Raw genomic sequence first — 22,810 nt, forward strand, 5'->3', positions numbered from 1 at the left:
CAGCACCTTGCGGGCCACCGGGGACAGCCAGTGGTTGGACGTGTGCTCCACACCAGCCAGCTCGTCATGCGTGCCAGTGGGAGTCTCAGGACGGTTCGTGGTTGCCATAACGGCATCAAATCCTCTGTGCGACAGGAGCGGGACCTTCCCGCTGACACCCACCCTCCCCGAACACCACCGGCCCCCACAGAGCACACCGTCCCCACCAGCACAGGACCAAGGTCCCGACTTCTCAGCGCCGCCGGACCAGCCGAGGTCGTGCTGCCAGCGTGGGACCTACCTGCCCGCAATCGGCTCTGCGGTCGGGCTGAGCAACATCTGGCGCTTCCCCTACGTCGCCGACGAGAACGGCCGCGGGGCGTTCATGCTCCCCTACCTCGTCGCGCTGCTCACCGCGGGCCTGCCGCTCCTGCTGCTCGACAATGGGCTGGGGCACCGCTCCACCGCGACCTCTGACCCCGACCGGTGGACTGCTCAGCCGTCGAGCAGGCCACGGATGTCGTCGGCGGTCAGCCCGCCGCCGGTGTACTCCCCCTCGTCCACGACCCTGCTGAACAGGTCACGCTTGCGCTGCTGCAGGGCCACGACCTTGTCCTCGATCGTGTCGCTGGAGACCAGGCGGTAGACCATCACCGGGCGCTCCTGGCCGATGCGGTGGGTGCGGTCGACCGCCTGTGCCTCGGCCGCAGGGTTCCACCACGGGTCGAGGATGAACACGTAGTCGGCCTCGGTGAGCGTCAGCCCGAAGCCCCCCGCCTTGAGGCTGATGAGGAAGACCGGGTCGTCACCCTCGCGGAACGCCGCGATGCGCCGGGGCCGGTCCCGGGTGCGACCGTCGAGGTAGCTGTAGCCGATGCCGGCCGCGTCGAGGCGCTCGCGCACCAGGCCCAGGAAGCCGGTGAACGAGCTGAACACCAGGGCCCGGTGGCCCTCGGCGGCCACCTCCTCCAGCTGCTCCAGCAGCGCCTCCACCTTGGCCGAGGCGCCCTTGCCGGCATACGCCTCGTCGACGAGCACCGGGTCGAGGCTGAGCTGGCGCAGCAGCGTCAGTGCCCGGAAGATGGCGACGCGGTGGCGGTCCATGTCCTCCAGCAGGCCCAGCACGCGCTGCCGCTCCCGCTGCAGGTGCTGGCCGTAGATGCGTCGGTGTGCTGGCGACAGCGCGATGTGCACCACCTGCTCCTGCTTCGGCGGCAGCTCCGGTGCGACCTGGTCCTTGGTGCGGCGGAGCAGGAAGGGCCGCACCCGCCGGCGCAGGGCCTGCAGCTGCTCCGGCGCCGCGCCCGTCTCGATCGGCCGGCGGTAGCGCTCGGCGAACACCTCCGGCCGCGGGAACAGCCCCGGGGCGGCCAGGGACAGCATCGCCCACAGGTCCATCAGGGAGTTCTCCAGCGGCGTGCCGGTGATGGCCAGCGTGAACGGCGCCCCGAGCCGCCGGGCCGCCTGGTAGGTGCGCGAACGGTGGTTCTTGACGAACTGCGCCTCGTCGAGCACCAGCCCGCTCCAGCGCAGCGCCTGGTAGTCGTCGGCCTCCAGCCGCAGCAGGGTGTAGGAGGTCACCACGACCTGTGCGCCGTCCACCGCCCCGGCCAGGCTGGTCCCCCGACGCCTCCCGGTCGCGGTCACCGGCACGACCCGCAGGCCGGGGCTGAACCGTGCGGCCTCCTCGACCCAGGTGCCGACGACGCTCGCGGGTGCGACCACCAGCAGCGGGTCGGCGAGCTCGCCCCGCTCGTGGGCGCGCACCGCCATGGCCAGGGCCTGCAGCGTCTTGCCCAGGCCCATGTCGTCGGCGAGCACGCCGCCGAGCCGGGCGTCCCACAGCATGGCCAGCCACTGGTAGCCCTGCTCCTGGTAGGGGCGCAGCGTCGCCTGCAGCCCGGCCGGCACCGCCGGGGCCTGCTGCTCGGCGGACCCCAGCAGACCGGAGACCGCCTCGCCCCACCGAGCGCTCTGCTGCTCGACGACGCCCAGGGCGACGAGCTCCTCCCAGAGCCCGACCTGGTAGCGGGAGACCCGCAGCGTGTCGCCGTCGGCGTCGCTCAGCTCACGGGCCTCCTCGATGAGCGCGCGGAGCGACGTGAGCTCGGGGCGGTCGAGGGGGAACCAGGTGCCGGAGTCGAGCAGCATCACCTCCTCCCCCCGGGCGAGGGCCGCGAAGAGCGGCGCGAACGGCACCTCCTGTCCGTCGACGCTCACGGTGACGTGCAGGTCGAACCAGTCACCCTGGTGCTCGTCGGTGTCGCGGGTCTCCAGGTGGACGACGGGTGCCTGCTCCGCCTCCTCGTAGGCCGGGGGCTCGCCGGTGACGTCGACGTGCACGTCCTCCCGGGCCTGGAGTGCGGGCAGCACCTCGGTGGTGAAGGTGACGGTGTCCATGCCGACGAGGGCGCTCTGCGGGCTGGGGTGCAGCGCGCCCGTGGCCGACCGGTGCCGCAGCCGCGGGAGGGCGTCCAGCTCGGTCAGGCCGGCCAGCAGGGCGTGCTCGTGCTCCAGGTCACGGGGCGGGTCGGTCGGACCGGGGGTCAGGCCCACCCGCACCTCGGCGGGCTCCGAGCCGCCGTGGGCGGGCACCTGGTAGGCGAAGCCCCACCGCAGCTCCAGGCGATGGCCGGGACGGTAGGTCGCCTCCAGGGTGAGCATCGTGGTGACGCCCTCGGGCAGGGCGACGCTGTCGTCCGAGGAGCCGACGGCCAGCCGGCGCGCCAGGACGGGGTAGTACAGCCCCAGGAACCGCGGCACGTCGGGGCCGGGCACCTCCACCGTGGTGCCGGCCTGCAGCAGCGCACCCAGGGCCGCCGGCGGTGGGGCCGCGAGCGGGGCCAGGGTGAGGGTGCCGTCGGCGCCCAGCACCGCCACCCCGTGGGCCGGGTCACCGAGCAGGAGCCTGGCCCCGACCGGGGTCGCCTCCCCCATGGCCAGCACCGGCCGCACGGTGAGCCCGTCCTCGTGCCGACGCACGTCGACCCGCACCTCGGCGGCGGAGGGCACCAGGGTCACCTCGGCGAGCCCGTCGCCGGCGGCCACCAGCGGTATGCCGACGAGCTCGCAGCGTCGCAGGAGCGGCCAGACCGCGGGGCCGAGGTCGTCGACCTCCACGTCGGGGCTGCCGTAGCCGTAGTAGCCCGCGGCGGTCGCGCGGTGCAGGGCGAGGATGTCGCCAAGCACCGCACGATGGTCGGGGCGGACGTCCGGCCGGCCCCAGCTGCGGGTGAGGTCCGACCAGCCGGCGCCCTGCCTGACCCAGGGCTTGTTGCGGCCCTCCCGCAGCGGCCGGATGCGCACCCGGCGTGCTGTCGTGCCGCGCGTGGGCGCCAGCGCGGTGACGAGCGAGACCTCCAGGCCCAGCCCGGGCAGACCGTCGGCCGCCGCCGGAGCACTCTGCACGAGGGGCGCCAGCATGCGCTCCCAGCCGCGCTCCTCGGCAGGCGTGTCCGCCTGCAGGGCCTCCCGGGCTGTGAGCAGCACCGCGGCGGTGTGCTTGCAGTCGAAGCCCACCGGGCAGCTGCACGACCCCGACCACCGCGGCACACCGGCGTCGTCCAGCAGCCGGACGACCGTCTGGTAGCCGGCCGGCCGGCTCCCCGACACCGTCGCGAGCAGCACCCGCCCCCGGTCACCCTCGACGAGGGTGCGCACGGCGCCGGTCACGGCATACCCCCGGGCGCGGCCCAGGCTCGCCTCACCCACGACGCGGCCGATGTCACGGTCGGTGAGCCGGCCCACCCACGTCGCTGCACTGACCTTGACTGCCACGCGGCCGACGCTACCGCCGGGCGCCGACAGGCGGGCGCACCGTCCACGATGCTGCACCTGACGGCCCCTGTGCCCGATCCGCGCTCCCGTGTCGGTCTCGAGGCGTGCACCCGAGCGCACATCGGTCACCCGCGGCCCTGCCCGGGGGCCGGCGGTCCTGCACGATGGGTCGTATGACGCTCCTGCTCACCGTGCTCGGTGCCGCCCTGGTCCTGCTCGCCCTGTGGGACATCTTCCACACCCTCTGGCACCCCCGCGGGTTCGGCTTCGTCGCCCGTGTCCTGTTCCGGGCGCTGTGGGCGGTGAGCCGCTGGTGGAACCGCCGCACCGGTCGGTCCAGCGAGCTCGCAGGCCCGGTCGGGCTGCTCGCCACGGCGATCGCGTGGGCCGCCGTGGTCGTGCTGGGCTTCGCGCTCGTCTACTGGCCGCACATGCCCGGCGGCTTCTTCTACGCAGCCCCGCCCCCGCCAACGGCAGACCTCTGGTCCGCGCTCTACCTCTCGCTGGTCTCGGTGACGACCCTCGGCTTCGGCGACATCGTGCCCGCCACCGACCCGCTGCGCATGCTCGTGCCGATCCAGGCCCTCATCGGCTTCGTGCTGCTCACCGCTGCGATCTCCTGGATCCTGCAGGTCTATCCCACGCTGGTGCGTCGGCGCAGCTTCGCACGCCGGCTCACCAGCATGGCCAGGACCGACACGCTCGAGGTCGTCCGCCACGGCGACGTCAGCGTCGCCTGCGCGCTGGTGGACGAGGTCAGCGTGGGGGTCACCACCGTCGAGGTGGACCTCATGCAGTACGCGGAGAGCTACTTCTTCCGGGAGAACGAGCCCACCCACTCCCTCGCGGCTACGCTGCCCTTCGTCTCGTCCCTGGGCGAGGCTGCCGCTGCCGCGGACGCGATGGAGGTGCGCCACGCCGGTGCCATGCTCGAGCTGGCCGTCGACAGCCTGGCCGCCACCCTGGCGGAGAGCTACCTCGACGGGCAGGACGACACCGAGCGGTCCTTGCTGGCCTTCCAGGAGGACCACCAGCAGCCGCGGGTCAGATGACCAGACCCAGCCGGTCCAGGGCGGGCACGAGCTCCTGCTCCTCGACCCGCAGGTGGTCGAGCAGCGCCACCGCGAGCGCCTCGAGCGCCTCGGCCACCGGCTGGACCTCCTCCGGGGTCCGTGCCTCGGGGCCCATCTCGACCAGCGCCACGTCCAGCTCACGCAGCAGCCCGCCGATCCGCACGTGGTCGGCGGTCAGGGCGTCGACGACGGGCTGCAGGCTGGGGTCGGCCTCGGCCAGGGCCGGCAGCATGTGGACGTCCTCGATGCCGTGGTGCCCGTGGACGAACCGGCAGTACATCGCGCAGAACGCACCGAACTGGCTGTAGGTGCGGCTCAGCTGGGAGTCCTGCACCTGGGCGCGCACGTCCTCCACCGGCACCTCCCCGGCCGCCAGCAGGCGGGCCGCGTGCCGCAGGGTGCCCAGCTCGTGACGCAGGTGGTCGTGGATCGCGACGAGGAACTCTCCGGAGCCACCGGGGACGGGGGTCACGCCCGCACCGTGCTCGTGTCCACCGCTCATGCCGGGCTCGTTTCTCTCACGGGACGACGCTGACCGGGATCTGCAGGACCCCTCCACTCCCCCGCACGCCTGACCCTACGACACGGCATACCCGGAACAGCACAGGCCTCCCCCGCGTTAGCGATCGGCATGACTTCCACCAGCCCCGTCACCGCACCCACGAGCACGGCCCCGCTGACCGTCGAGGTGTGGTCTGACGTCGTGTGCCCGTGGTGCTACATCGGCAAGCGCCGTCTCGAGGCAGCCCTCGACCGGCTCGCCCTGCCAGAGGTGCAGGTCGTATGGCGCAGCTTCCAGCTCGACCCGTCGGCCCCCCGGCCCGGTGAGCCGGGCCACGGGCAGAGTGTCGCCGAGCACCTGGGTGAGAAGTACGGCGGAGGCCGGGAGGCCGGTCTGCGGATGAGCGCCCAGATGACCGAGGTGGCCGCCGACGAGGGGCTGGTCTTCCGTCTCGAGGACGCCGGGCGGGGCAGCACCGTGGACGCGCACCGGCTGCTGCACCTCGCGGCCGACGTCGAGGCGCAGGGCGCTCCCGGCCTGCAGGACGCCGTGAAGGAGCGTCTCCTGCGTGCCTACTTCACCGAGGGCGCCGACGTGTCCGACCCCCGGGTGCTGCGCGGGCCGGCCGTGGAGGCGGGGCTCCCCGAGGTGCGCGTGGACGAGGTGCTGGGCTCCGACGAGTACGCCCACGACGTGCTGGCCGACCAGGAGCAGGCCCGGGCCTACGGCGCGAGCGGCGTCCCGTTCACCGTTGTCGACGGGCGCTACGGCATCTCCGGCGCCCAGCCCGTCGAGGTCTTCGTCGACGCTCTCACCCGGGCGCGCGCCGACCGCACCTCGGTCCTCGTGCCGGTCACCGCTGACGGCGGTGCCGAGGGTGGGTGCGGCCCCGACGGGTGCGCCGTCCCGGGAGCCGACCAGGACCGCTGAGACAGCCGGACCCGGTCAGGCCGTGCCGAGGTCGCGGCCGGACAGGCGCAGCACGCCGCGCAGCAGGGCGGAGTGGTCGAGGTCGCCGTCGCCGTTGGCGCGCGCCGAGGCCAGCAGCTGCGCGGTGAGCGCCGCGACCGGCATCACGACGCCCGCGTCCCGGGCGGTGTCCAGCACGATGCCCATGTCCTTGTGGTGCAGGTCGACCCGGAACCCGGGCCGGAACTCGCGCCCCGTCATCAGGGACCGCTTCTGCTCCAGCACGCGCGAGCCGGCCATCCCGCCGGCCAGCACGTCGAGCGCCACCTCGAGGTCGACACCCTGCGACTCCAGGAGCACCACCGCCTCGGCCAGCACCTCGACGTATCCGGCGACCACGAGCTGGTTGGCAGCCTTGACGGTCTGCCCGGCACCGCTGGGTCCGACCCTGAGGACGGTGCGCCCGACCGCGGCGAAGACCTCGGCGCTGTCGTCGAAGGCCTCCTGGTCACCCCCGACCATCACCGACAGCACACCGTCCACCGCACCCTGCTCGCCCCCGGACACCGGCGCGTCGAGCAGGCTCAGCCCGCGCTCGGCGGCCTGCGCGGCGAGATCGCGGGTCACGTCGGGACGGATCGTGGAGAAGTCGACGACCACCGTGCCCGGTGCGCAGTGCGCGAAGGCCCCCTCCTCGCCGGTGAGCACCTGGACGACGTCGGGGGTGTCCGAGACGTTCACGCACACGACCTGCGCACCCGCCACCGCCTCGGCGATGCTGCCGGCCTCCGTGCCGCCCGCCGCGAACAGCGCGTCGGCCTTGCCGGGGCTGCGGTTCCACCCACGCACCGTGTGACCGGCACGCTGCAGGTTGACCGCCATCGGGCTGCCCATGATGCCCAGGCCGAGATAACCGATCGTGCTCATCACGTGCTCCGTTCTGCAGGGACCATCCGTCACGACCACACTAGGTGCGGGCGCCGACACGCGACGGACGAGGAGGGGTGGCCATGATCCGGGTGGGCATCTCGGGCTGGCGCTACGCCCCCTGGCGCGGGGTCTTCTACCCGCCCGGACTCCCCCAGCGGCGCGAGCTGGAGTATGCCGCGCAGCGCCTGGGCAGCATCGAGCTCAACGGCTCCTTCTACTCCCTGCAACGGCCCAGCAGCTACCGCACCTGGGTCGAGCAGACACCGGAGGACTTCGTCTTCTCCGTCAAGGGCGGCCGCTTCGTCACGCACATGCTGCGGCTGCGCGGTGTCGAGACCGCCCTGGCCAACTTCTTCGCCTCCGGCCCGCTTGCGCTGGGCCCCAAGCTCGGCCCGGTGCTGTGGCAGCTGCCCGAGCGGCACCCCTACGACGCACAGGAGCTCGGCGCCTTCCTCGACCTGCTGCCCCGGACCACGGGGCAGGCAGCGGCGCTCGCCCGGCAGCACGACGCCCGGGTGGAGGGCCGGGCGTGGACCAGCACCGACCTGGACCGCCCGCTCGAGCACGTGCTCGAGGTGAGGCACCCCTCCTTCCGGACGCCGGACTTCCTCGACCTCCTGGCCCGGCACCGCGTCGGCGTCGTGGTCGCCGACACCGCAGGCCGCTGGCCGGCCTTCGACGCGGTGACCTCACCGGTCGTCTACGTGCGGCTGCACGGCGAGGAGGAGCTGTACGTCAGCGGCTACGGCGCCGAGGCCCTCGACCGGTGGGCCGACCGGGTGCGCGTCTGGGCTCGCGAGGCCGACGTCTACGTCTACTTCGACAACGACGTCAAGGTGCACGCACCGCACGACGCCATGGCGCTGGCCACCCGGCTGGGCGTGGGGCCGTCACCACCCGCGCAGGGCTGAGCGCGCCCGGCCGCCGGCCCCTTCCTCGACCACCGTTGTCACGGCATACGCAGGACTTTTGTCACTGCCGGGCACACACTCGGCGTGCCTAGGGTAGGAGGCACCACCACCCGCCGGCCGAGCCGGCGAGACCACTCGGAGGGGACGCAGTGAGCATCCAGGAGACCCAGGCACCGGTGCTGGTCGTGCGCGACCTGGTGCGCCGGTTCGGTGACCTCACCGCGGTGGACGGGGTGTCCTTCGCGATCGCTCGGGGAGAGACCTTCGGCCTGCTCGGACCCAACGGTGCCGGCAAGACGACCACCATCTCGATGGTCGCCGGGCTGATCCCCGCGGACGCCGGCACGGTCACGGTCGGGGGTGAGCAGATGAGCCCGCGCAGTGTCGCGCCGAAGCGTCTCATCGGCCTGGTCCCACAGGACCTCGCGATCTACCCCGAGCTCACGGCCCGGGAGAACCTCACCTTCTTCGGCCGGCTGCAGGGCATCGGCGGGGCCGCCCTGAAGTCACGGGTCGAGGAGGTGCTCTCTCTCATCGGGCTGGGTGAGCGGGCCAAGGAGGCGACGAAGAACTTCTCCGGCGGCATGAAGCGCCGGCTCAACATCGGCATCGGCCTGCTGCACCAGCCCGAGCTGCTGATCCTCGACGAGCCGACGGTCGGGGTGGACCCGCAGTCGCGCAACTCGATCCTCGAGTCGGTGGAGGCGCTGTCCGGCGAAGGCATGGCCGTGCTCTACACGACGCACTACATGGAGGAGGCGGAGCGGCTCTGCGACCGCATCGCGATCATCGACTCCGGGACGGTCCAGGCCGAGGGCACCCGCGACGAGCTGATCCGGCTCACCGGCGGTGTCGACCACATCCGGCTCGAGGGCAGCGGCGACACCGCCGCCGCGGCCACCCTGCTGCGTGAGCTCCCTGCGGTGCAGGCCGTCGACGCCGACCGGCACAGTCTCGTGCTCACGGTGCGCGACGCCCCGACCGCCGTCGCGGGCATCGTCAACGGGGCCACGAACGCGGGCATGTCGCTGGCCGACGTGCAGATCTCGCGTCCCGACCTGGAGTCGGTCTTCCTGCACCTCACCGGCAAGGCCCTGCGGGACTGAGCATGCGACAGCTCCTCACGATGACCGCCTCCGACCTGCGCCAGCGGGTGCGTGACCGCTCGGTCCTCATCTTCGCTCTCGTGGTGCCGCTGGCCCTCATGTACGTCTTCAACCTCGTCTTCGGCGGCATGACCGAGATCGAGCTGGAGCCCGTCACCGTCGCCGTCGCCGCACCCGCCGAGGACGAGCTGGCTCCGGTGCTGGAGGACGTGCTGACCCAGGTCGACGGTCTGGACGTGACGCTGCAGGAGGTGCCGGCCGACCAGGTGCGCAGCGTCGTCGACGCCGGCGAGGCCGGTGTCGGGGTTGTGGTGCCGGAGGGTTTCGGGGCCGCCGTCATGCAGGGGGAGGCTGTCACCGTGCAGGTCATCGAGGGCGACGGCACGGGGCTGGAGGCCGGTGTCGTCATCTCGGTGCTCGACGGGGTGCTCGCCCAGCTGACCGCCGCGACCGTCACCGCGACGGCTGCCGCCGGGTCGGGCCTGCCTCCCGAGCAGCTCGCCGAGATCGCCCAGGCGTCACTGGCGTCGGGGCCGCCGCTGGAGGTCACCGAGGGGCAGGCCGCCGACGAGCAGCTGGGCCCGGCCGCCGGCCTGGTCGCCGGGCAGACGGGTCTCTTCCTGCTCTTCACCGTCGGCTTCGGTGTGCTCGGCCTGGTCACCGAACGGGAGCAGGGCACGCTCGCCCGGCTGCACGCCATGCCGATGCGCCCCGGCCTGATCATCGCCGCCAAGGGTCTGGTGAGCTTCGTGCTGGGCGTCGTGGCGACCTCCGTGCTGCTCACCGTCGGTGGTCTGCTCTTCGGGGTGAGCTTCGGCTCCCCGGTCGCCGTGGCGGTGCTCGTCGTCTGCGTCGTCGCGGCCGCGACGTCCCTGATGTTCATCATCGCGCGGGTCGCGCGCACTGCCGAGCAGGCCGGCATCGCCCAGTCGATCGTCGCCCTCGTGCTCGGCATCGCCGGTGGCGCGTTCTTCCCCATCACGGGCACGGGTGCGCTGGCCCAGGTGCTGGACCTCAACCCGATCGCGGCGTTCACCCGCGGCCTGGGCATCACGGCCGGCGGCGGCGGGGTCGCGGACCTCGGGGTGCCGGTCGCCATCATGCTCGGGTTCGGCGTGGTGATGGTCCTGGTGTCCCGACTCGTCCCGGACCGGGGGGCCGCGCTGTGACCAGGGCGCTCGCCATCGCCGGGGTGGAGCTGCGTCGCTTCCTCAAGGACCGCTCCAACATCTTCTTCGTCTTCATCTTCCCGTTGCTGCTGGTGGTGGTCATCGGCGCACAGTTCGGTGGCGGAGGCTCCACCGGGCGGGTGGCCGTCGCCGCCGAGGACAGCACCCTGCGCACCGCCGTGGTCGAGGTGCTGGAGGACGACGGGCTCACGGTGACCTTCGCCGACGCCGAGGGCGTCCGCGAGCAGGTCGCCAGAGGCCGCACCGACGCCGGGGTGTTCATCGACGCCGCAGCCGCGACGGCCTACACCGCCGGTGAGGGCGTCCGCCTGGAGGTGGTGCCCTCCTCGCAGTCGCAGTCCCAGGCGACCATGCAGCGCATCCGCACCGCGGCGGAGGCGGTGCGGGTGGAGCAGGCGCAGGTCGTCGTCCTCACCGAGCGCGGCGTCCCAGCGGACGACGCCCAGACCGCGCTGGAGGCCGCCCGCGAGAGCGTCGCCGGACCCACGCTGCGGGTGGAGAGCGTCAACGAGATCCAGCAGGAGTTCTCCGGGCTCGGCCAGTTCGACCTCGGCGCCTCCTCACAGCTGCTGCTCTTCGTCTTCCTGTCCTCCCTGGCAGGCTCGGTGACGCTGATCCAGGCACGGCGTCAGGGGGTCATCGCCCGCACGCTCGCAGCCCCGGTCTCGACCGCCCAGGCACTGGGCGGACAGGCACTGGGACGCTTCGTCATCGCCCTGTTCCAGGGCTCATACATCATGGGGGCGACGGCGCTGCTCTTCGGGGTGGACTGGGGCAACATCTGGCTGTCGCTGACGGTCCTGACCGTGTTCAGCACCGTCGCCGCCGGAGCGGCGATGCTCGTCGGCGCCCTGATGGACAACGAGGGTGCCGCCTCCGGTGTCGGCATCGGTGCTGGGCTGGTGCTGGCCGCCCTCGGCGGCTGCATGATGCCGCTGGAGTTCTTCCCCGACACCATGCGCACCATCGCCAACATCACGCCGCACGCCTGGGCCTACGAGGCGTTCGCCGAGATCCAGCGGCAGGAGGGCACCCTCGCGGACATCCTGCCGCAGCTGGGCGTGCTGCTCGGCATGGCACTCGTGCTCCTGGCACTCGGGACCTGGGCCCTGCGGCGCAGCCTCGTCCGCTCCATGTGACGTGCCGACCCGCCCAGGGCGACGTGCGGACCCGCGGAGGCGGTCAGGAGCGGGCGTCCAGCATCTCCTGCATGCGTTCGATCTCGATGGCCTGCTTGGAGCTGATGTCGTTGGCCAGCTCCTCGGCGCGGGGGTCCAGGGCGCTGACCAGCACCGGCTGGGCCATCTCGATCGCCCCCTGGTGGTGGGCGATCATGTACGTCAGGAACTTGCGCTCGAAGTCCACCCCACGCGCCTCCTCGAGCAGGGACATCTGCGCCGGGGTCACCATGCCCGGCATGCCGGCGTGGCTGCTGTGCGCCCCGTGCTCCGACGTGGGCTCGACCGGCGGGACCTCGAGACCCCGGTCGGTCAGCCAGGTCTGCATGACCTCGATCTCCGGGGCCTGGCCGATGGCGATGCGCTCGGCGAAGACCTGGAGCTGCTCGTCCTCGGCACGGTCCTCCGCCAGCTGTGCCATCTCCAGGGCCTGCGCGTGGTGCGGGATCATCTGCTCCATGAAGACCACCTCGGCCTCGGTGTAGCCCCGACCGAGGACCTCCCCGGTCTCGCCCTGCTCGATGACCGTCGGCTCCTCCCCCGGTCGGCCGGGCTGGATGACCCGGGCGTCGGCGGTGAACGTCTCCGCGGTGGGGGTCACGCCGCGGTCGGCGACCTCCTGCTCGGGCCCACCACTGCTGCAACCGGCCACCAGCATCGCCGCCGCAACCATGAGCAACCCACGCCGAACACTCCCGCAGCCGCACGACATACGCACTCCTCGACTTGACCAACACTTGACCAAACGCTTGTAACATCTTGACGCAATGCGGTGTTACCGGCGTCACACTACACGCTAGGTTGAGGTGTCAACTTCCACCGCAGCACCACCAGGAAGGTGGGTCCCTTGCGATCACCACTCAGGAGATTCTCCGCCATGGCGGCGACGGGCGTGCTCGTCGCCGGCATGTCCGTCGGGCTGGCGTCCATCCCCAGCGCCGCGTCCGACGACGACGCCACGTCCACCACCACGGTCGACGCGGAGGCGGCCGAGGCCGCGGCCGCGTTCGACATCCTCGAGCCGGGCGAGACGGCCAGCACCGACAACCTCGAGCTCGTCGCCAACCTCCAGAAGCAGGAGCCGTTCGACACCGAGGGCGCCTACAACTCCGACATCGCCTTCCAGGGCAAGCACGCCTTCGTCGGCAACTACAACGGCTTCACCGTCTACGACATCAGCAACGCCAAGAAGCCGTCCATCGTCACCACGGTCGTCTGCCCCGGCGCGCAGAACGACATCACGGTCTACGGCGACCTGCTCTTCCTGTCGACCGACTCGGTGCGCAGCGACGACTCGTGCGACAGCACCACCGGTCAGGCCAACAACCCCACGATGTGGGAGGGCATGAAGATCTGGGACATCTCGGACATCGAGAACCCGGAGTACATCACGTCGGTGCGCACCGCCTGCGGCTCGCACACCCACACCCTCGTCCCGGACGGCGACAGCGTGCTGATCTACGTCTCGTCCTACAGCCCCAGCGTCAACAACGTCTACTGCCAGCCCCCGCACGACGCCATCAGCATCATCGACGTGCCGCTGGACAGCCCCACCGACGCCGAGGTCATCGACGTGCCGGTGCTCTTCCCCGGTGACACCGGCATCGCCCGCACCTCGGGCTGCCACGACATCACGGTCTACCCCGAGCTCGACCTGGCCGCCGGTGCGTGCATGGGCGACGGCATCCTGATGGACATCTCCGACCCGCGCAGCCCGGTCGTCACCGAGCGCGTGCGGGACATCGAGAACTTCGCCTTCTGGCACTCGGCGACGTTCAACAACGACGGCACCAAGGTCGTCTTCACCGACGAGCTCGGCGGCGGCGGCGGCGCGACCTGCCGTCCGGCCTTGCGTGCCAACCAGGGCGCGAACGGCATCTACGACATCGTCGACGGCCAGCTGGAGTTCCGCAGCTACTACAAGATCCCCCGCGAGAACACCACCACCGAGAACTGCGTCGCGCACAACGGCTCGCTGGTCCCGGTCAACGGCCGTGACGTCATGGTGCAGTCGTGGTACCAGGGCGGCATCTCGGTGTTCGACTTCACCGACTCCGCCAACCCGGTGGAGCTGGCCTGGTTCGACCGGGGCCCGCTGTCCGCCGACCGGCTCATCCTCGGTGGCACCTGGTCCTCGGCCTGGTACAACGGGCACATCTTCTCCAGCGACATCCAGCAGGGCTTCGACGTGCTCACGCTGAGCGAGCCGAGCCTGCAGAGCGCCAACGGCGTGAAGTACAAGGAGTTCAACGCTCAGACCCAGCCGTCCTACCAGGACGCGCCGGGCCAGTCGAAGGGCAAGAGCAAGGGCAAGGGCTGAGCAGCGCCACCGCCTGAGTGACGGAGCCCGGCACCCCACGGGGGTGCCGGGCTCCACCACGTCACGGCCTGTCGGGCACCCGGCAGTGCCACGCTGCGGGCTCGACCGTCCAGGTCCGCCGCAGACAGGGGCCGCTCACCTCACCGTCGGCGTTGACGTCGAAGGCCTCGTCCTGGCTCACTGCCTCGACCGTGACGACCCGGCCGCGCACGAGCGTGACGTCGTCGCGGCGGGTGTGCTCACCCCGCGAGAGGTCGCGCGCGAAGGAGACGCGGTCGGCTGCCCCCGTCACGGTCGCGACCATGACGTCGGCCAGCCCGTCGGTCGGCGAGGCCTGCGGGGTGACCGGGGTGCCTCCGCCGACCGACGACCCGATGCCCGTCGAGACCAGGAGGGTGCGCCGGGCACCGTCGACCACGACCTCGTCGTCCACGACCACGCGCAGGCGCCACCCGTCGCTGGTCAGGCCGGCGCGCACCGCTCCTGCCGCGTAGGCCGTGGCGCCCAGCAGACCCTTGACCTCGTCGGCGTGCCGGGTGGCCTCCGCGCCCAGGCCGGCGTGCACCACGTTGACGACGATGCCGCCGGCGTCGTCGCGCAGCAGGTCCATCGGCCGGAGGTGCCCACGCACGGCCACGCGGGCCGCGTCCTTCGGGTCCGTGGGCAGGCCGAGCGTCCGCGCCAGGTCGTTGCCGGTGCCCATCGGGACGATGCCGAGGGAGGCGACCTCGGCGAGGTCGCCCATGGCGTCGAGCTCGGCGACCACGGCATGCACGGACCCGTCCCCGCCCATCACCACGAGGTCGCGGCCCCGCGCGCCCGCGAGCGCCAGACGCAGACCACCCTCGTCCGGGACGACCACCTCGACGTCGGCCTCCTCCCGCAGCGCGGCCAGGACGGCCTCGACCGCCTCGTCGTCGGCGGATCCGGCGGCGGCGTTGGCGAGCACGAGAACGGGTGAGGATGCTGACATGGCTCCCAGTCTGCCTTCTCGCCCGCGCACGCTCGCATCGGCTCCGATGCTCGGGCCGTCAGGGCGCGCGACGCACGACAGGCTGCTCGCGGGCCGGCTCCTCGAGCACGCCTGCGGCACGCGCGAGCTCCACCGCCTGGTTGCGTGAGGTGGCGCCCAGCTTGCGGTAGATCGAGGCGGTGTGCGACTTCACGGTGTTGCGGGAGAGGAACAGGCGACCGGCGATGTCCCCCAGGCTCAGGCTCGTCGGCAGCAGCTCCAGGACCTTGCCCTCCGCTGCGGTCATCGTCCAGGGCCCGTCGGGCAGCACCTGCTCCGCGGCCTCGACCTTCGCACGCAGGACGGCGAGATAGGGCGCGGCACCGTTGTCCTCCGGCTCGTAGCGCAGGTGCTCGGTGACCTCCCGGAGCAGCTGGCGGCTCAGCGACCGGTCGCCGAGCAGCAGCGACGTCCGCAGCAGGGCGAGCCGGGCCAGGACGTTGAACCAGGGACCTCCCTCGCGGTAGCCGGAGAGGTGGCGCCGGGCGAGGTCGACGGCCTGGACAGCACCCTCCCGGTGGCCGGCACGGGCCTCGCTGAGCGAGTGCATCGACGCCACGAGAGCCGTGGTGGGGACCAGCTCTGCCTGCCGTTCGCGCAGGATCCGGTGCGCATGCTCCCCGGCTGTCGTGGCACGGGCGCGGTCGCCCGTGAGGTCGGCGAGGATGGCGCGTGCCCCCAGAGAGTTGGCCTGCAGCAACGGGGACTGCGCCATCTCGGCCTCGAAGGCGGCGTCGTCGAGCAGCGCACCGGCCCGCTCGTCACCGGTCAGGAACAGCAGCCCGCCCAGGGCCAGCGCGGCGATGCCACGCCAGGACCCCGGCGGGAGCCCGTCCACCGCCTGCTGCGCCAGGGGGACCAGCTCGCCGGCCGGGCGCTGCTCCAGCGTCGCGCGCACCGCCATCGAGCGCAGCCTCAGCGGGTCGTCCGCCGCTGCCTCCGCGTCCGGTGCCTCGACGATGCCGCGCAGCACGGAGGACCAGCGCAGTGCCCGCACCGCGTCCCCGAGGTGCAGGGCGTCCATCACCCCCAGCGAGGCGAGCGCGGCCGACGAGCGGACCACCTCCGGAGGCAGGGCACCGAGCCAGCGCCGGACCGTGCCGTGCAGGCCGGAGGTGTAGTAGGCCATCCCGTGCTCGGCCACCAGCGACCGGCACAGCTCCGTGTCGCCCGCGAGGCCCGCGTGGTCGAGGGCCAGGTCGATGTCGCCGTGTCGCTCCCACCACCTGGCCGCCCCCAGGTGGATCTCACGCCACCGGCGACGGTCCCGCTCCTGGAGCTCGGCCTCCAGGTGACCGGCGAGCAGGGGGTGCATGCGGTACCACTCCCCCCGCTGGTCCAGCGGGATGACGACCAGCCCGTCCCGGTGCAGGTCGCTCAGCCGCCCGCCGGAGTCCGGCCGGCCGGTGACCGCGTCGCACATCTCCGCGGTGAACCGGCGCAGGCAGGCGACCTCCCGGAGGAAGGCGGTGTCCTCCTCGCGGAGCTGTGCCCACTCCGAGCGCAGGTAGGAACGGACGAACCCGTCCGCGGCCACCTCGGTGACCGTCGCAGGGACCTGCCCGGGCCGCCGCGTCAGGGCCTGTCCCGCGAGCCGGAGGCCGGCCGGCCATCCCTCGAAACGCTCGCCGACGGCCGACAGCTCCTGCGGTGTGAGCCGGGCCCCCAGCCCGGCCAGGAGCCGTCCGGTCTCCTCCAGGGTGAGCGCCAGGTCCTGGGCTCCGACGTCCACGACCCCCGGGTGCAGCCGGAGACGGGCGACCGCACCGTCCAGCGGGTGGGCCCTGCCGACGAGCACCAGCGTGCAGGCGGACGGCAGGTGCTCGGCGACCATGTCGACGACGACCTCGGCCGGTGGGGAGGTGATGGTGTGCACGTCGTCGAGCACCAGCACGAACGGGGCGGTGCAGCCGGCCAGCGAGTCGGCCACGGCCCGCGCGAGGGAGTCGGCCACACCGTCGGCGTCCCGCGGGCCGCCCGGAGGTGCTGCGGCGTCGAGGTCGCAGATGCTGGTCATGGCCTCGCCGAGCGCCGAGAGCAGGGCGAAGGGGTCGTTGTCGACCAGCTCGAGGTCGACCCAGCCCACCGCGCGGGGGTCCGTTCCCACCCACCGGGACACGATGGTGGACTTGCCGTACCCGCCCGGGGCCAGCACGCGCAGCACGCGGCCTGCTGCGGAGCGGTAGAGGTCGTCGAGGCGGGTCCGGGCGATGATCGCGGGGTCGACGTCCGGCACGACGAAACGCGCGCGGTTGCGCAGTGCGACGGCCTGCTCCACGGCGCCCCCCTGCTCGACGTCCCGGCAATCCGCCAGGGATTGGTGCAGGTCAGTGTGCCACGGCAGGTCCGAGCAGGTCCACGGGCAGACCGTGGTCACGCGCCTTCACCCACACCGGGTGGTGCCGGCATACGGCTGCACCGGCAAGACTGCGGCCGGCGACGGCGCACCGCGGACGCCGCAGGCGCAAGGAGGTCTGCATGGGAGACGGCCCCGGACACGACCGGCAGGCTCGGGCGTCGAGGCCCGACGCTCGAGGCCGCACGATGTCGGCGCTCGTCTCGCCCTTCGACCACCTCCGACCCGGCCTGTGGCCGACCGGCGGCACGGCGAAGGGCCGCCTGCCGACGGCCCTGCTGCCCCCGGTCGACGGGCCCGGGGGGCACCCTCCCCCCACACCGGAGCACCTGCTGGCGGTGACCCGGTCGGTCACCCGGCTGGTCCTGGCGGACCCGTCCCTGGTCACAGAGGCGGCCCTTCTCGACGTGGAGCGCCTGCTCGCCGACGACGTCGTCACCTGGTCCCCGGCGCTGCACACCGGGTCGCGCGCCGCCCTCCTGGCGGCCCTCGCGGACGGTGACGACGCGGTCACCGACGTGCAGCTCACCGTGGTGGGCGAGGCTGTGGCGGGGACGACGGCCTACGTCGAGTGGCAGCTGTGCGGCAGGTTCGACAACGCCGGGTTCGTCAACGACGACATCCTCGTCGAGCCGTCCTGCGCGCCGGTGGTCTGTCCCGGGGTGCTCGTGCTGACCTTCGTGCGAGGCCAGGTGGCACTCATCCGGTGCTACTACGACGCACTGTCCCTGGTGGAGCAGGTGCTGCCTGCCGAGGGCCGGCTCGACCTCCGGCGCGGGCCCTCCGCGGGCTGACGCAGCGGCGGGCTACCAGGTCTGTCGCAGCAGACCGATGGTCTCCGACAGGTCCAGCCCGCGCCGCCGGGCCGCGTCCACCAGGGCACGGGCCGCGAGCAGCGTCTCGTCGGCCGCTGCGGCACCGGCGGGCGGCAGCACCACCGTGCCGTTGCGCCCCCGGGTCTCGACGTGCCCCTCGGCCTCGAGCTGCCGGTAGGCCTTGGCCACGGTGTGCGGGGAGACGGACAGGTCGGCCGCCAGCCGGCGCACCGTCGGCAGGCGGGTGCCGGGCAGCAGCGCCCCGTCCCGGACGGCGGCGACCACCTGGTCGCAGATCTGCTGGAAGGCCGGCGTCGAGCTCGCCGGTGCGACGGAGAACACGGCCCTCAGCTGATGATGCCGTGCATGGCGTTCCACCGCTGCGCCCCGCGGTAGGCGTCCCAGATGCCGTAGACCCAGAGCAGGAACGGCACCCAGACCAGGAACCAGCCGATGAGGACGAAGGTCAGCAGCCACACCCCGAGAGCCGTCACATAGGTGGTCCCCATGATCAGCAGGCCCTTGGCGAACTCCCCGTTGAGCATCGTGCCCAGCCCGCTGACGACGGCAGAGACCAGACCGTGCAGCGCCGGGTTCTTCGCCTGCACCTGCCGGTATGCCGGGACACGCTGGTGTGAGGTCATGCTCTCCCCCGCAGTGGTGACGGACGTCGTGCCGGCCAGCCTACCTGCGCAGTCACCCTCACAGGGCGATGACGAAGTGGCCCGGCCGGCGCTACCTTCACGACCATGAACGTCATCGGCACCGTGACGCCCACCGACATCGACCGCATCACAGGCAAGCTCTTCATGACCGAGGGTGACCGGGCACGGAACACCAGTGCCTTCTGGGTGCTGCTCGTCCTGTCCGCCGTCATCGCCTCCGCAGGGATCGTCGCCGACTCCACCGCTGCGGTGATCGGCGCGATGATCGTCGCCCCGTTGATGACCCCGATCCTCGGGACCGCGCTGGCGATCGTGCTCTCCGACCGCTCGCAGATGACGCGCTCGCTCGCCCTGGTGCTGGGAGGTGCGGTGACCGTCGTCGCGGTCGGCTTCGTGCTCGGCCTCCTGGTCCCGCTCGACGTGGTCGCCACCACCAACGGCCAGGTCGCCGGCCGGGTGAGCCCCCGGCTGGTCGACCTGGTGGCCGCCCTGGCGACGGGTCTCGTCGGCGCGTTCGCGCTGCTGCGCTCGGAGGTCTCCGACACGCTGCCGGGGGTGGCCATCGCGATCAGCCTCGTGCCGCCCCTGGCCGTGGTGGGGCTCACCCTGGAGTCCGGGGCCTACGACCAGGCGGCCGGGGCGCTGCTGCTCTTCGGCACCAACGTGGCTGCGATCATCGCCACCGGCACCCTCCTCATGCTGGTCGCGGGCACCCGGCATACGGCCCAGGAGCATGGCCAGCAGATCGGTGAGCTGCGCGGGCGGACCCTGGCCACGGTGGGTGCCCTCGTGGTCCTGGTGGCGGTGCCGCTGGGGCTCGGCAGCTGGAACGTGACCCAGGAGCAGCTGCTGGTCACCCGCTCACAGGGAGTCGCGGCGGAGTGGGCCGAGGCCGCCGGCTGGACCGTGACCGACGTGTCCCTGCGCCAAGGGGCGCTGCACGTCGTCGCGATCGGCAGACCTCCGGAAGCCTCGGAGGAGACCCTGCGTCAGGCGCTGGACCGGGACGGCCTCGCCGAGGTCGACGTGTCGGTGACACTCCTCTACGGCGGGTCCCGCGTCCTCACCGCCGACGGGGCGGAGGGCTGAGCACGTGAACCCCACCCTGGGCACGGTCCAGCCCCTCGCACAGGCCATCGCGAACGCCTCCACCTGGGGCACCGCGGAGTGGGTCGTCTTCGTCGGCACCTCCGTCGTGGCCCTGGACGTCCTGATCCGGGTGGTCGCCCCCGGCACGGTGCCCGCCAACCGGCGCCCCTCCTCCGGCATGGCCTGGGTCATCCTCATCCTCGTGGTGCCGTTCGTCGGCTTCCTGACCTGGCTGACCTTCGGGCGCACCTCCATCGGCCGGCGCCGCGACGAGCGGCAGGCGCAGGCCAACCGGGTCGTGCGCGAGCGGGTCTCCGACATCCTCGAGCCGGCGCTGGCCGAGGACGCCCCCGAGTACCTCGCGCCGGCGCTGCACCTCAACCGCCAGCTGGGGGCCTTCCCGCCGGTCAGCACGTCCGGGGCTGTCCTCTACAGCGACTACGACGGGTCCATCGCCGCGATGGCGGCGGCCGTCGACCAGGCCACGGACCGTGTCCACGTCGAGTTCTACATCATGGCCTGGGACAAGACCACCGAGCCCTTCTTCGCCGCCCTGGTGCGGGCGACCGAACGCGGTGTGCCGGTGCGGCTGCTGTTCGACCACCTGGGCACCCGCGGCCTCCCGGTCTACAAGGAGCTCAGGCGCAGGCTGGCGGAGACCAGCATCGAGTGGCACCCGATGCTGCCGCTGCGACCGCTGCGCGACATCACCCGGCGCCTGGACCTGCGCAACCACCGCAAGATCCTGGTCGTCGACGGCACGGTTGCCTTCATGGGCTCGCTCAACATGACCGAGCCCGGCTACAACAAGCCCAAGAACCACCGGGCGGGACGGAGGTGGGTCGAGCTGACCTGCCGGGTGGAGGGCGCTCTGGCACGGTCGCTGGAGGCGGTCTTCCTCACCGACTGGTACACCGAGACCGGTGAGGCCCTGTGGCCGGCCGTGCGCCCGGCCCCGCTGGTCGCCGACGAGCGTCCCGGCAGCCTCATCGGCCAGATCGTGCCCAGCGGCCCGGGCATCGTCGCCGAGAACAACCTGCGGCTGTTCACCACCCTCATCTACGGGGCGACGACGCGCCTGTCGATCACCAGCCCCTACTTCGTGCCGGACGAGTCCCTGCTGTATGCGGTGACGACCGCCGCCCAGCGCGGGGTCGACGTCGAGCTGTTCGTCGGTGAGGAGGGCGACCAGTTCATGGTGCACCACGCCCAGCGCTCCTACTACCGTGCCCTGCTGGACGCCGGGGTGAAGATCTACCTCTACGAGGCCCCGCTGGTGCTGCACTCCAAGCACTTCTCGGTGGACGACGACCTGGTCGTGCTGGGGTCGAGCAACATGGACATGCGCTCGTTCGCGCTCAACTACGAGGTGTCGATGCTGCTCGTGGGCACGGAGGTGGTCGACCAGATGCGCGCGGTCGAGGACGCCTACCGGGCCCGCTCACGGCTGCTGACCTCGGAGGAGTGGGACCGGCAGCCCTACCACAGCACCTACCTCGACAACCTCATGCGCCTCACGGCCGCGCTCCAGTGAGCCGGGACTCGACGCTCCCGTCGTCGTGGCCGCCGGGGTCTCAGTCCAGCTGTCCACCGGCGGCCACCGCGGCATACCAGTGGGCGCTGGCCTTGGGCGTGCGCTCGAGGGTGTCGTAGTCGACCCGGACGATGCCGAAGCGCTTGCTGTAGCCGAAGGCCCACTCGAAGTTGTCCAGCAGCGACCACAGGAAGTAGCCGCGCACGTCCGCCCCCTGCTCCATCGCGTCGTGGACCGCGTGCAGGTGGTCGCGCACGTACGCGATGCGGTCCTGGTCGTCGACGAAGCCGTCGGCGTCCGGACGGTCGGCGTAGGCCGCGCCGTTCTCGGTGACGAAGAGCGCCGTGCCGGCAGGACCGGTGTAGTCGCGCTGCAGCCGCAGGAGCAGGTGGGTCAGCGCCTCGGGCAGCACCTCCCAGCCCATGTCGGTGGTCGGCAGCCCGCGGGAGACCGTCGCGACGTGCTCCGACCCCGGGTTGGCCGACGGTGCGCCGGACCCGCGGGCCGAGCGGGCCGCTGCCGGTGCCTCCTCGGGAGCAGCGCCGGTCACGGCGTCGCCGAAGTAGTAGTTGACCCCGAGCACGTCGACCGGTGTCGAGATGGTCGCCAGGTCGCCGTCGTGGACGAGGTCCCCGGGCCACAGGTCGCGCACGTCCTCCAGCACGTCGGCGGCATACTCGCCGCGCAGGATGGGCTCGGCGAAGAAGCGGTTGGCGAGCCCGTCGATGCGGCGGGCGGCGTCCTGGTCGCCGGGGCTGTCGGGGTCGGCGGGCCGGATGTCGGTGAAGTTGAGAGTGAGCCCGAGCTCCAGCGAGGCGTCACGGGAGCGCAGCTCCTGCACGGCGAGGCCGTGGGCGAGCATCAGATGGTGTCCGGCCCGCAGGGCGTCCGTGCCGTCGGTGCGTCCCGGCGCGTGGTGACCGTTGCCGTAGCCGAGGAAGGCCGAGCACCACGGCTCGTTGAAGGTCGTCCAGTAGTGCACGCGGTCGCCCAGCGCGTCGTGCACGGCCCTGGTGTAGTCGACGAACCGGTGTGCGGTGTCGCGTGAGGGCCACCCGCCCGCGTCCTCCAGGGCCTGCGGCAGGTCCCAGTGGTACAGCGTGAGCCACGGCGTGACGCCCTGCTCGAGCAGCTCGTCGACCAGGCGCGAGTAGAAGTCGACCCCCGCGGGGTTGACCGGACCGCCGTCGGGCATGACGCGTGCCCAGGACACCGAGAAGCGGTAGGCACCGAGGTTGAGCTCGCGCATCAGGGCGACGTCCTCGGCATACCGGTGGTAGTGGTCGCACGCGACCGACCCGTCGTCCCCGCCGAGCACCGCCCCGGGCCGGCGTGCGAAGACGTCCCAGATCGAGTCGGTGCGCCCGTCCTCGGACCCGGCTCCCTCGATCTGGTAGGCGGCCGTGGCCGACCCCCACAGGAAGTCGTCGGGAAAGCTGACCGGTCCGGCCATCGTGGTGCTCC

At 72.3% G+C, this 22,810-nt stretch carries 19 protein-coding genes and 1 pseudogene; 11 read left to right on the top strand and 9 right to left on the bottom strand.

What is annotated here, in order from left to right:
• Window positions 1-151: 151 nt before the first annotated feature.
• Window positions 152-439 (top strand): annotated as a pseudogene (locus LVO85_RS14070) (sodium-dependent transporter); the annotation flags it as partial.
• 35 nt (window positions 440-474) lie between these two features.
• Here the strand turns inward: LVO85_RS14070 and LVO85_RS16860 are convergent.
• A complete protein-coding gene (locus LVO85_RS16860; protein ID WP_332875443.1) occupies window positions 475-3,756 on the bottom strand; it encodes a DEAD/DEAH box helicase in 3,282 nt (1,093 codons plus the stop codon).
• 173 nt (window positions 3,757-3,929) lie between these two features.
• Between LVO85_RS16860 and LVO85_RS14090 the strand changes: the two genes are divergently transcribed.
• A complete protein-coding gene (locus LVO85_RS14090) occupies window positions 3,930-4,808 on the top strand; it encodes a potassium channel family protein (protein WP_232748130.1) in 879 nt (292 codons plus the stop codon).
• Here the strand turns inward: LVO85_RS14090 and LVO85_RS14095 are convergent.
• The gene (locus tag LVO85_RS14095) at window positions 4,801-5,331 is read right to left on the bottom strand and encodes a hemerythrin domain-containing protein (RefSeq protein WP_232748131.1); all 531 of its coding nucleotides are present in this window, start codon (window positions 5,329-5,331) and stop codon (window positions 4,801-4,803) included. The genes LVO85_RS14090 and LVO85_RS14095 overlap by 8 nt on opposite strands.
• Before the next feature lie 129 nt (window positions 5,332-5,460).
• Between LVO85_RS14095 and LVO85_RS14100 the strand changes: the two genes are divergently transcribed.
• On the top strand, window positions 5,461-6,261 hold the full coding sequence (locus LVO85_RS14100) for a DsbA family oxidoreductase (RefSeq protein ID WP_232748132.1): 801 nt from the start codon (window positions 5,461-5,463) through the stop codon (window positions 6,259-6,261).
• Between the two features lie 15 nt (window positions 6,262-6,276).
• Here the strand turns inward: LVO85_RS14100 and LVO85_RS14105 are convergent, their stop codons facing one another.
• A complete protein-coding gene (locus LVO85_RS14105; RefSeq protein ID WP_232748133.1) occupies window positions 6,277-7,167 on the bottom strand; it encodes an NAD(P)-dependent oxidoreductase in 891 nt (296 codons plus the stop codon).
• Window positions 7,168-7,250: 83 nt separating this feature from the next.
• On the opposite strand from LVO85_RS14105, the gene LVO85_RS14110 reads away from it, so the two are divergent.
• From LVO85_RS14110 to LVO85_RS14125, 4 genes are all read left to right on the top strand, one after another.
• Window positions 7,251-8,081 carry a DUF72 domain-containing protein gene (locus tag LVO85_RS14110; protein WP_232748134.1) on the top strand — a complete coding sequence of 277 codons (831 nt, stop codon included), beginning with the start codon at window positions 7,251-7,253 and terminating at the stop codon, window positions 8,079-8,081.
• Window positions 8,082-8,230: 149 nt separating this feature from the next.
• Window positions 8,231-9,187 (top strand): ABC transporter ATP-binding protein, encoded by a 957-nt coding sequence (locus LVO85_RS14115; protein WP_232748135.1) that lies wholly within the window; start codon window positions 8,231-8,233, stop codon window positions 9,185-9,187.
• A 2-nt stretch (window positions 9,188-9,189) separates the two neighbouring features.
• A complete protein-coding gene (locus LVO85_RS14120) occupies window positions 9,190-10,356 on the top strand; it encodes an ABC transporter permease (RefSeq protein ID WP_232748136.1) in 1,167 nt (388 codons plus the stop codon).
• Complete coding sequence (locus tag LVO85_RS14125; RefSeq protein WP_232748137.1) at window positions 10,353-11,516, top strand: ABC transporter permease; 1,164 nt, start codon at window positions 10,353-10,355, stop codon at window positions 11,514-11,516. Before LVO85_RS14120 ends, LVO85_RS14125 begins: the two co-directional genes overlap by 4 nt.
• Before the next feature lie 43 nt (window positions 11,517-11,559).
• Here LVO85_RS14125 and LVO85_RS14130 read toward each other — a convergent pair whose 3' ends face one another.
• Complete coding sequence (locus tag LVO85_RS14130; protein WP_232748138.1) at window positions 11,560-12,228, bottom strand: DUF305 domain-containing protein; 669 nt, start codon at window positions 12,226-12,228, stop codon at window positions 11,560-11,562.
• 204 nt (window positions 12,229-12,432) lie between these two features.
• Here LVO85_RS14130 and LVO85_RS14135 point away from each other — a divergent pair, with 204 nt between their 5' ends.
• On the top strand, window positions 12,433-13,875 hold the full coding sequence (locus LVO85_RS14135; RefSeq protein ID WP_232748139.1) for an LVIVD repeat-containing protein: 1,443 nt from the start codon (window positions 12,433-12,435) through the stop codon (window positions 13,873-13,875).
• Between the two features lie 61 nt (window positions 13,876-13,936).
• On the opposite strand, the gene LVO85_RS14140 is transcribed toward LVO85_RS14135, so the two are convergent.
• Window positions 13,937-14,848, bottom strand: coding sequence for a diacylglycerol/lipid kinase family protein (locus LVO85_RS14140; RefSeq protein ID WP_232748140.1), 912 nt, complete (start codon window positions 14,846-14,848; stop codon window positions 13,937-13,939).
• A 58-nt stretch (window positions 14,849-14,906) separates the two neighbouring features.
• Window positions 14,907-17,264: a LuxR C-terminal-related transcriptional regulator gene (locus LVO85_RS17100; RefSeq protein ID WP_232748141.1), complete on the bottom strand. Its 2,358-nt coding sequence runs from the start codon at window positions 17,262-17,264 to the stop codon at window positions 14,907-14,909.
• A 101-nt stretch (window positions 17,265-17,365) separates the two neighbouring features.
• On the opposite strand from LVO85_RS17100, the gene LVO85_RS14150 reads away from it, so the two are divergent.
• A complete protein-coding gene (locus LVO85_RS14150) occupies window positions 17,366-18,037 on the top strand; it encodes a nuclear transport factor 2-like protein (RefSeq protein WP_232748142.1) in 672 nt (223 codons plus the stop codon).
• Window positions 18,038-18,049: 12 nt separating this feature from the next.
• On the opposite strand, the gene LVO85_RS14155 is transcribed toward LVO85_RS14150, so the two are convergent.
• Both LVO85_RS14155 and LVO85_RS14160 read right to left on the bottom strand, forming a co-directional pair.
• A complete protein-coding gene (locus LVO85_RS14155; RefSeq protein WP_232748143.1) occupies window positions 18,050-18,400 on the bottom strand; it encodes a GntR family transcriptional regulator in 351 nt (116 codons plus the stop codon).
• Window positions 18,401-18,405: 5 nt separating this feature from the next.
• On the bottom strand, window positions 18,406-18,702 hold the full coding sequence (locus LVO85_RS14160) for a hypothetical protein (protein WP_232748144.1): 297 nt from the start codon (window positions 18,700-18,702) through the stop codon (window positions 18,406-18,408).
• 105 nt (window positions 18,703-18,807) lie between these two features.
• On the opposite strand from LVO85_RS14160, the gene LVO85_RS14165 reads away from it, so the two are divergent.
• Together LVO85_RS14165 and cls are read left to right on the top strand one after the other, a co-directional pair.
• On the top strand, window positions 18,808-19,812 hold the full coding sequence (locus LVO85_RS14165) for a DUF389 domain-containing protein (RefSeq protein WP_232748145.1): 1,005 nt from the start codon (window positions 18,808-18,810) through the stop codon (window positions 19,810-19,812).
• Window positions 19,813-19,918: 106 nt separating this feature from the next.
• Complete coding sequence (gene cls, locus LVO85_RS14170) at window positions 19,919-21,346, top strand: cardiolipin synthase (RefSeq protein WP_408637700.1); 1,428 nt, start codon at window positions 19,919-19,921, stop codon at window positions 21,344-21,346.
• Window positions 21,347-21,386: 40 nt separating this feature from the next.
• Here cls and LVO85_RS14175 read toward each other — a convergent pair whose 3' ends face one another.
• A complete protein-coding gene (locus LVO85_RS14175) occupies window positions 21,387-22,799 on the bottom strand; it encodes a GH1 family beta-glucosidase (RefSeq protein WP_232748147.1) in 1,413 nt (470 codons plus the stop codon).
• Window positions 22,800-22,810 lie beyond the last annotated feature (11 nt).

The organism is Ornithinimicrobium sediminis, from assembly GCF_021272345.1.
GTDB lineage: Bacteria > Actinomycetota > Actinomycetes > Actinomycetales > Dermatophilaceae > Ornithinicoccus > Ornithinicoccus sediminis_B.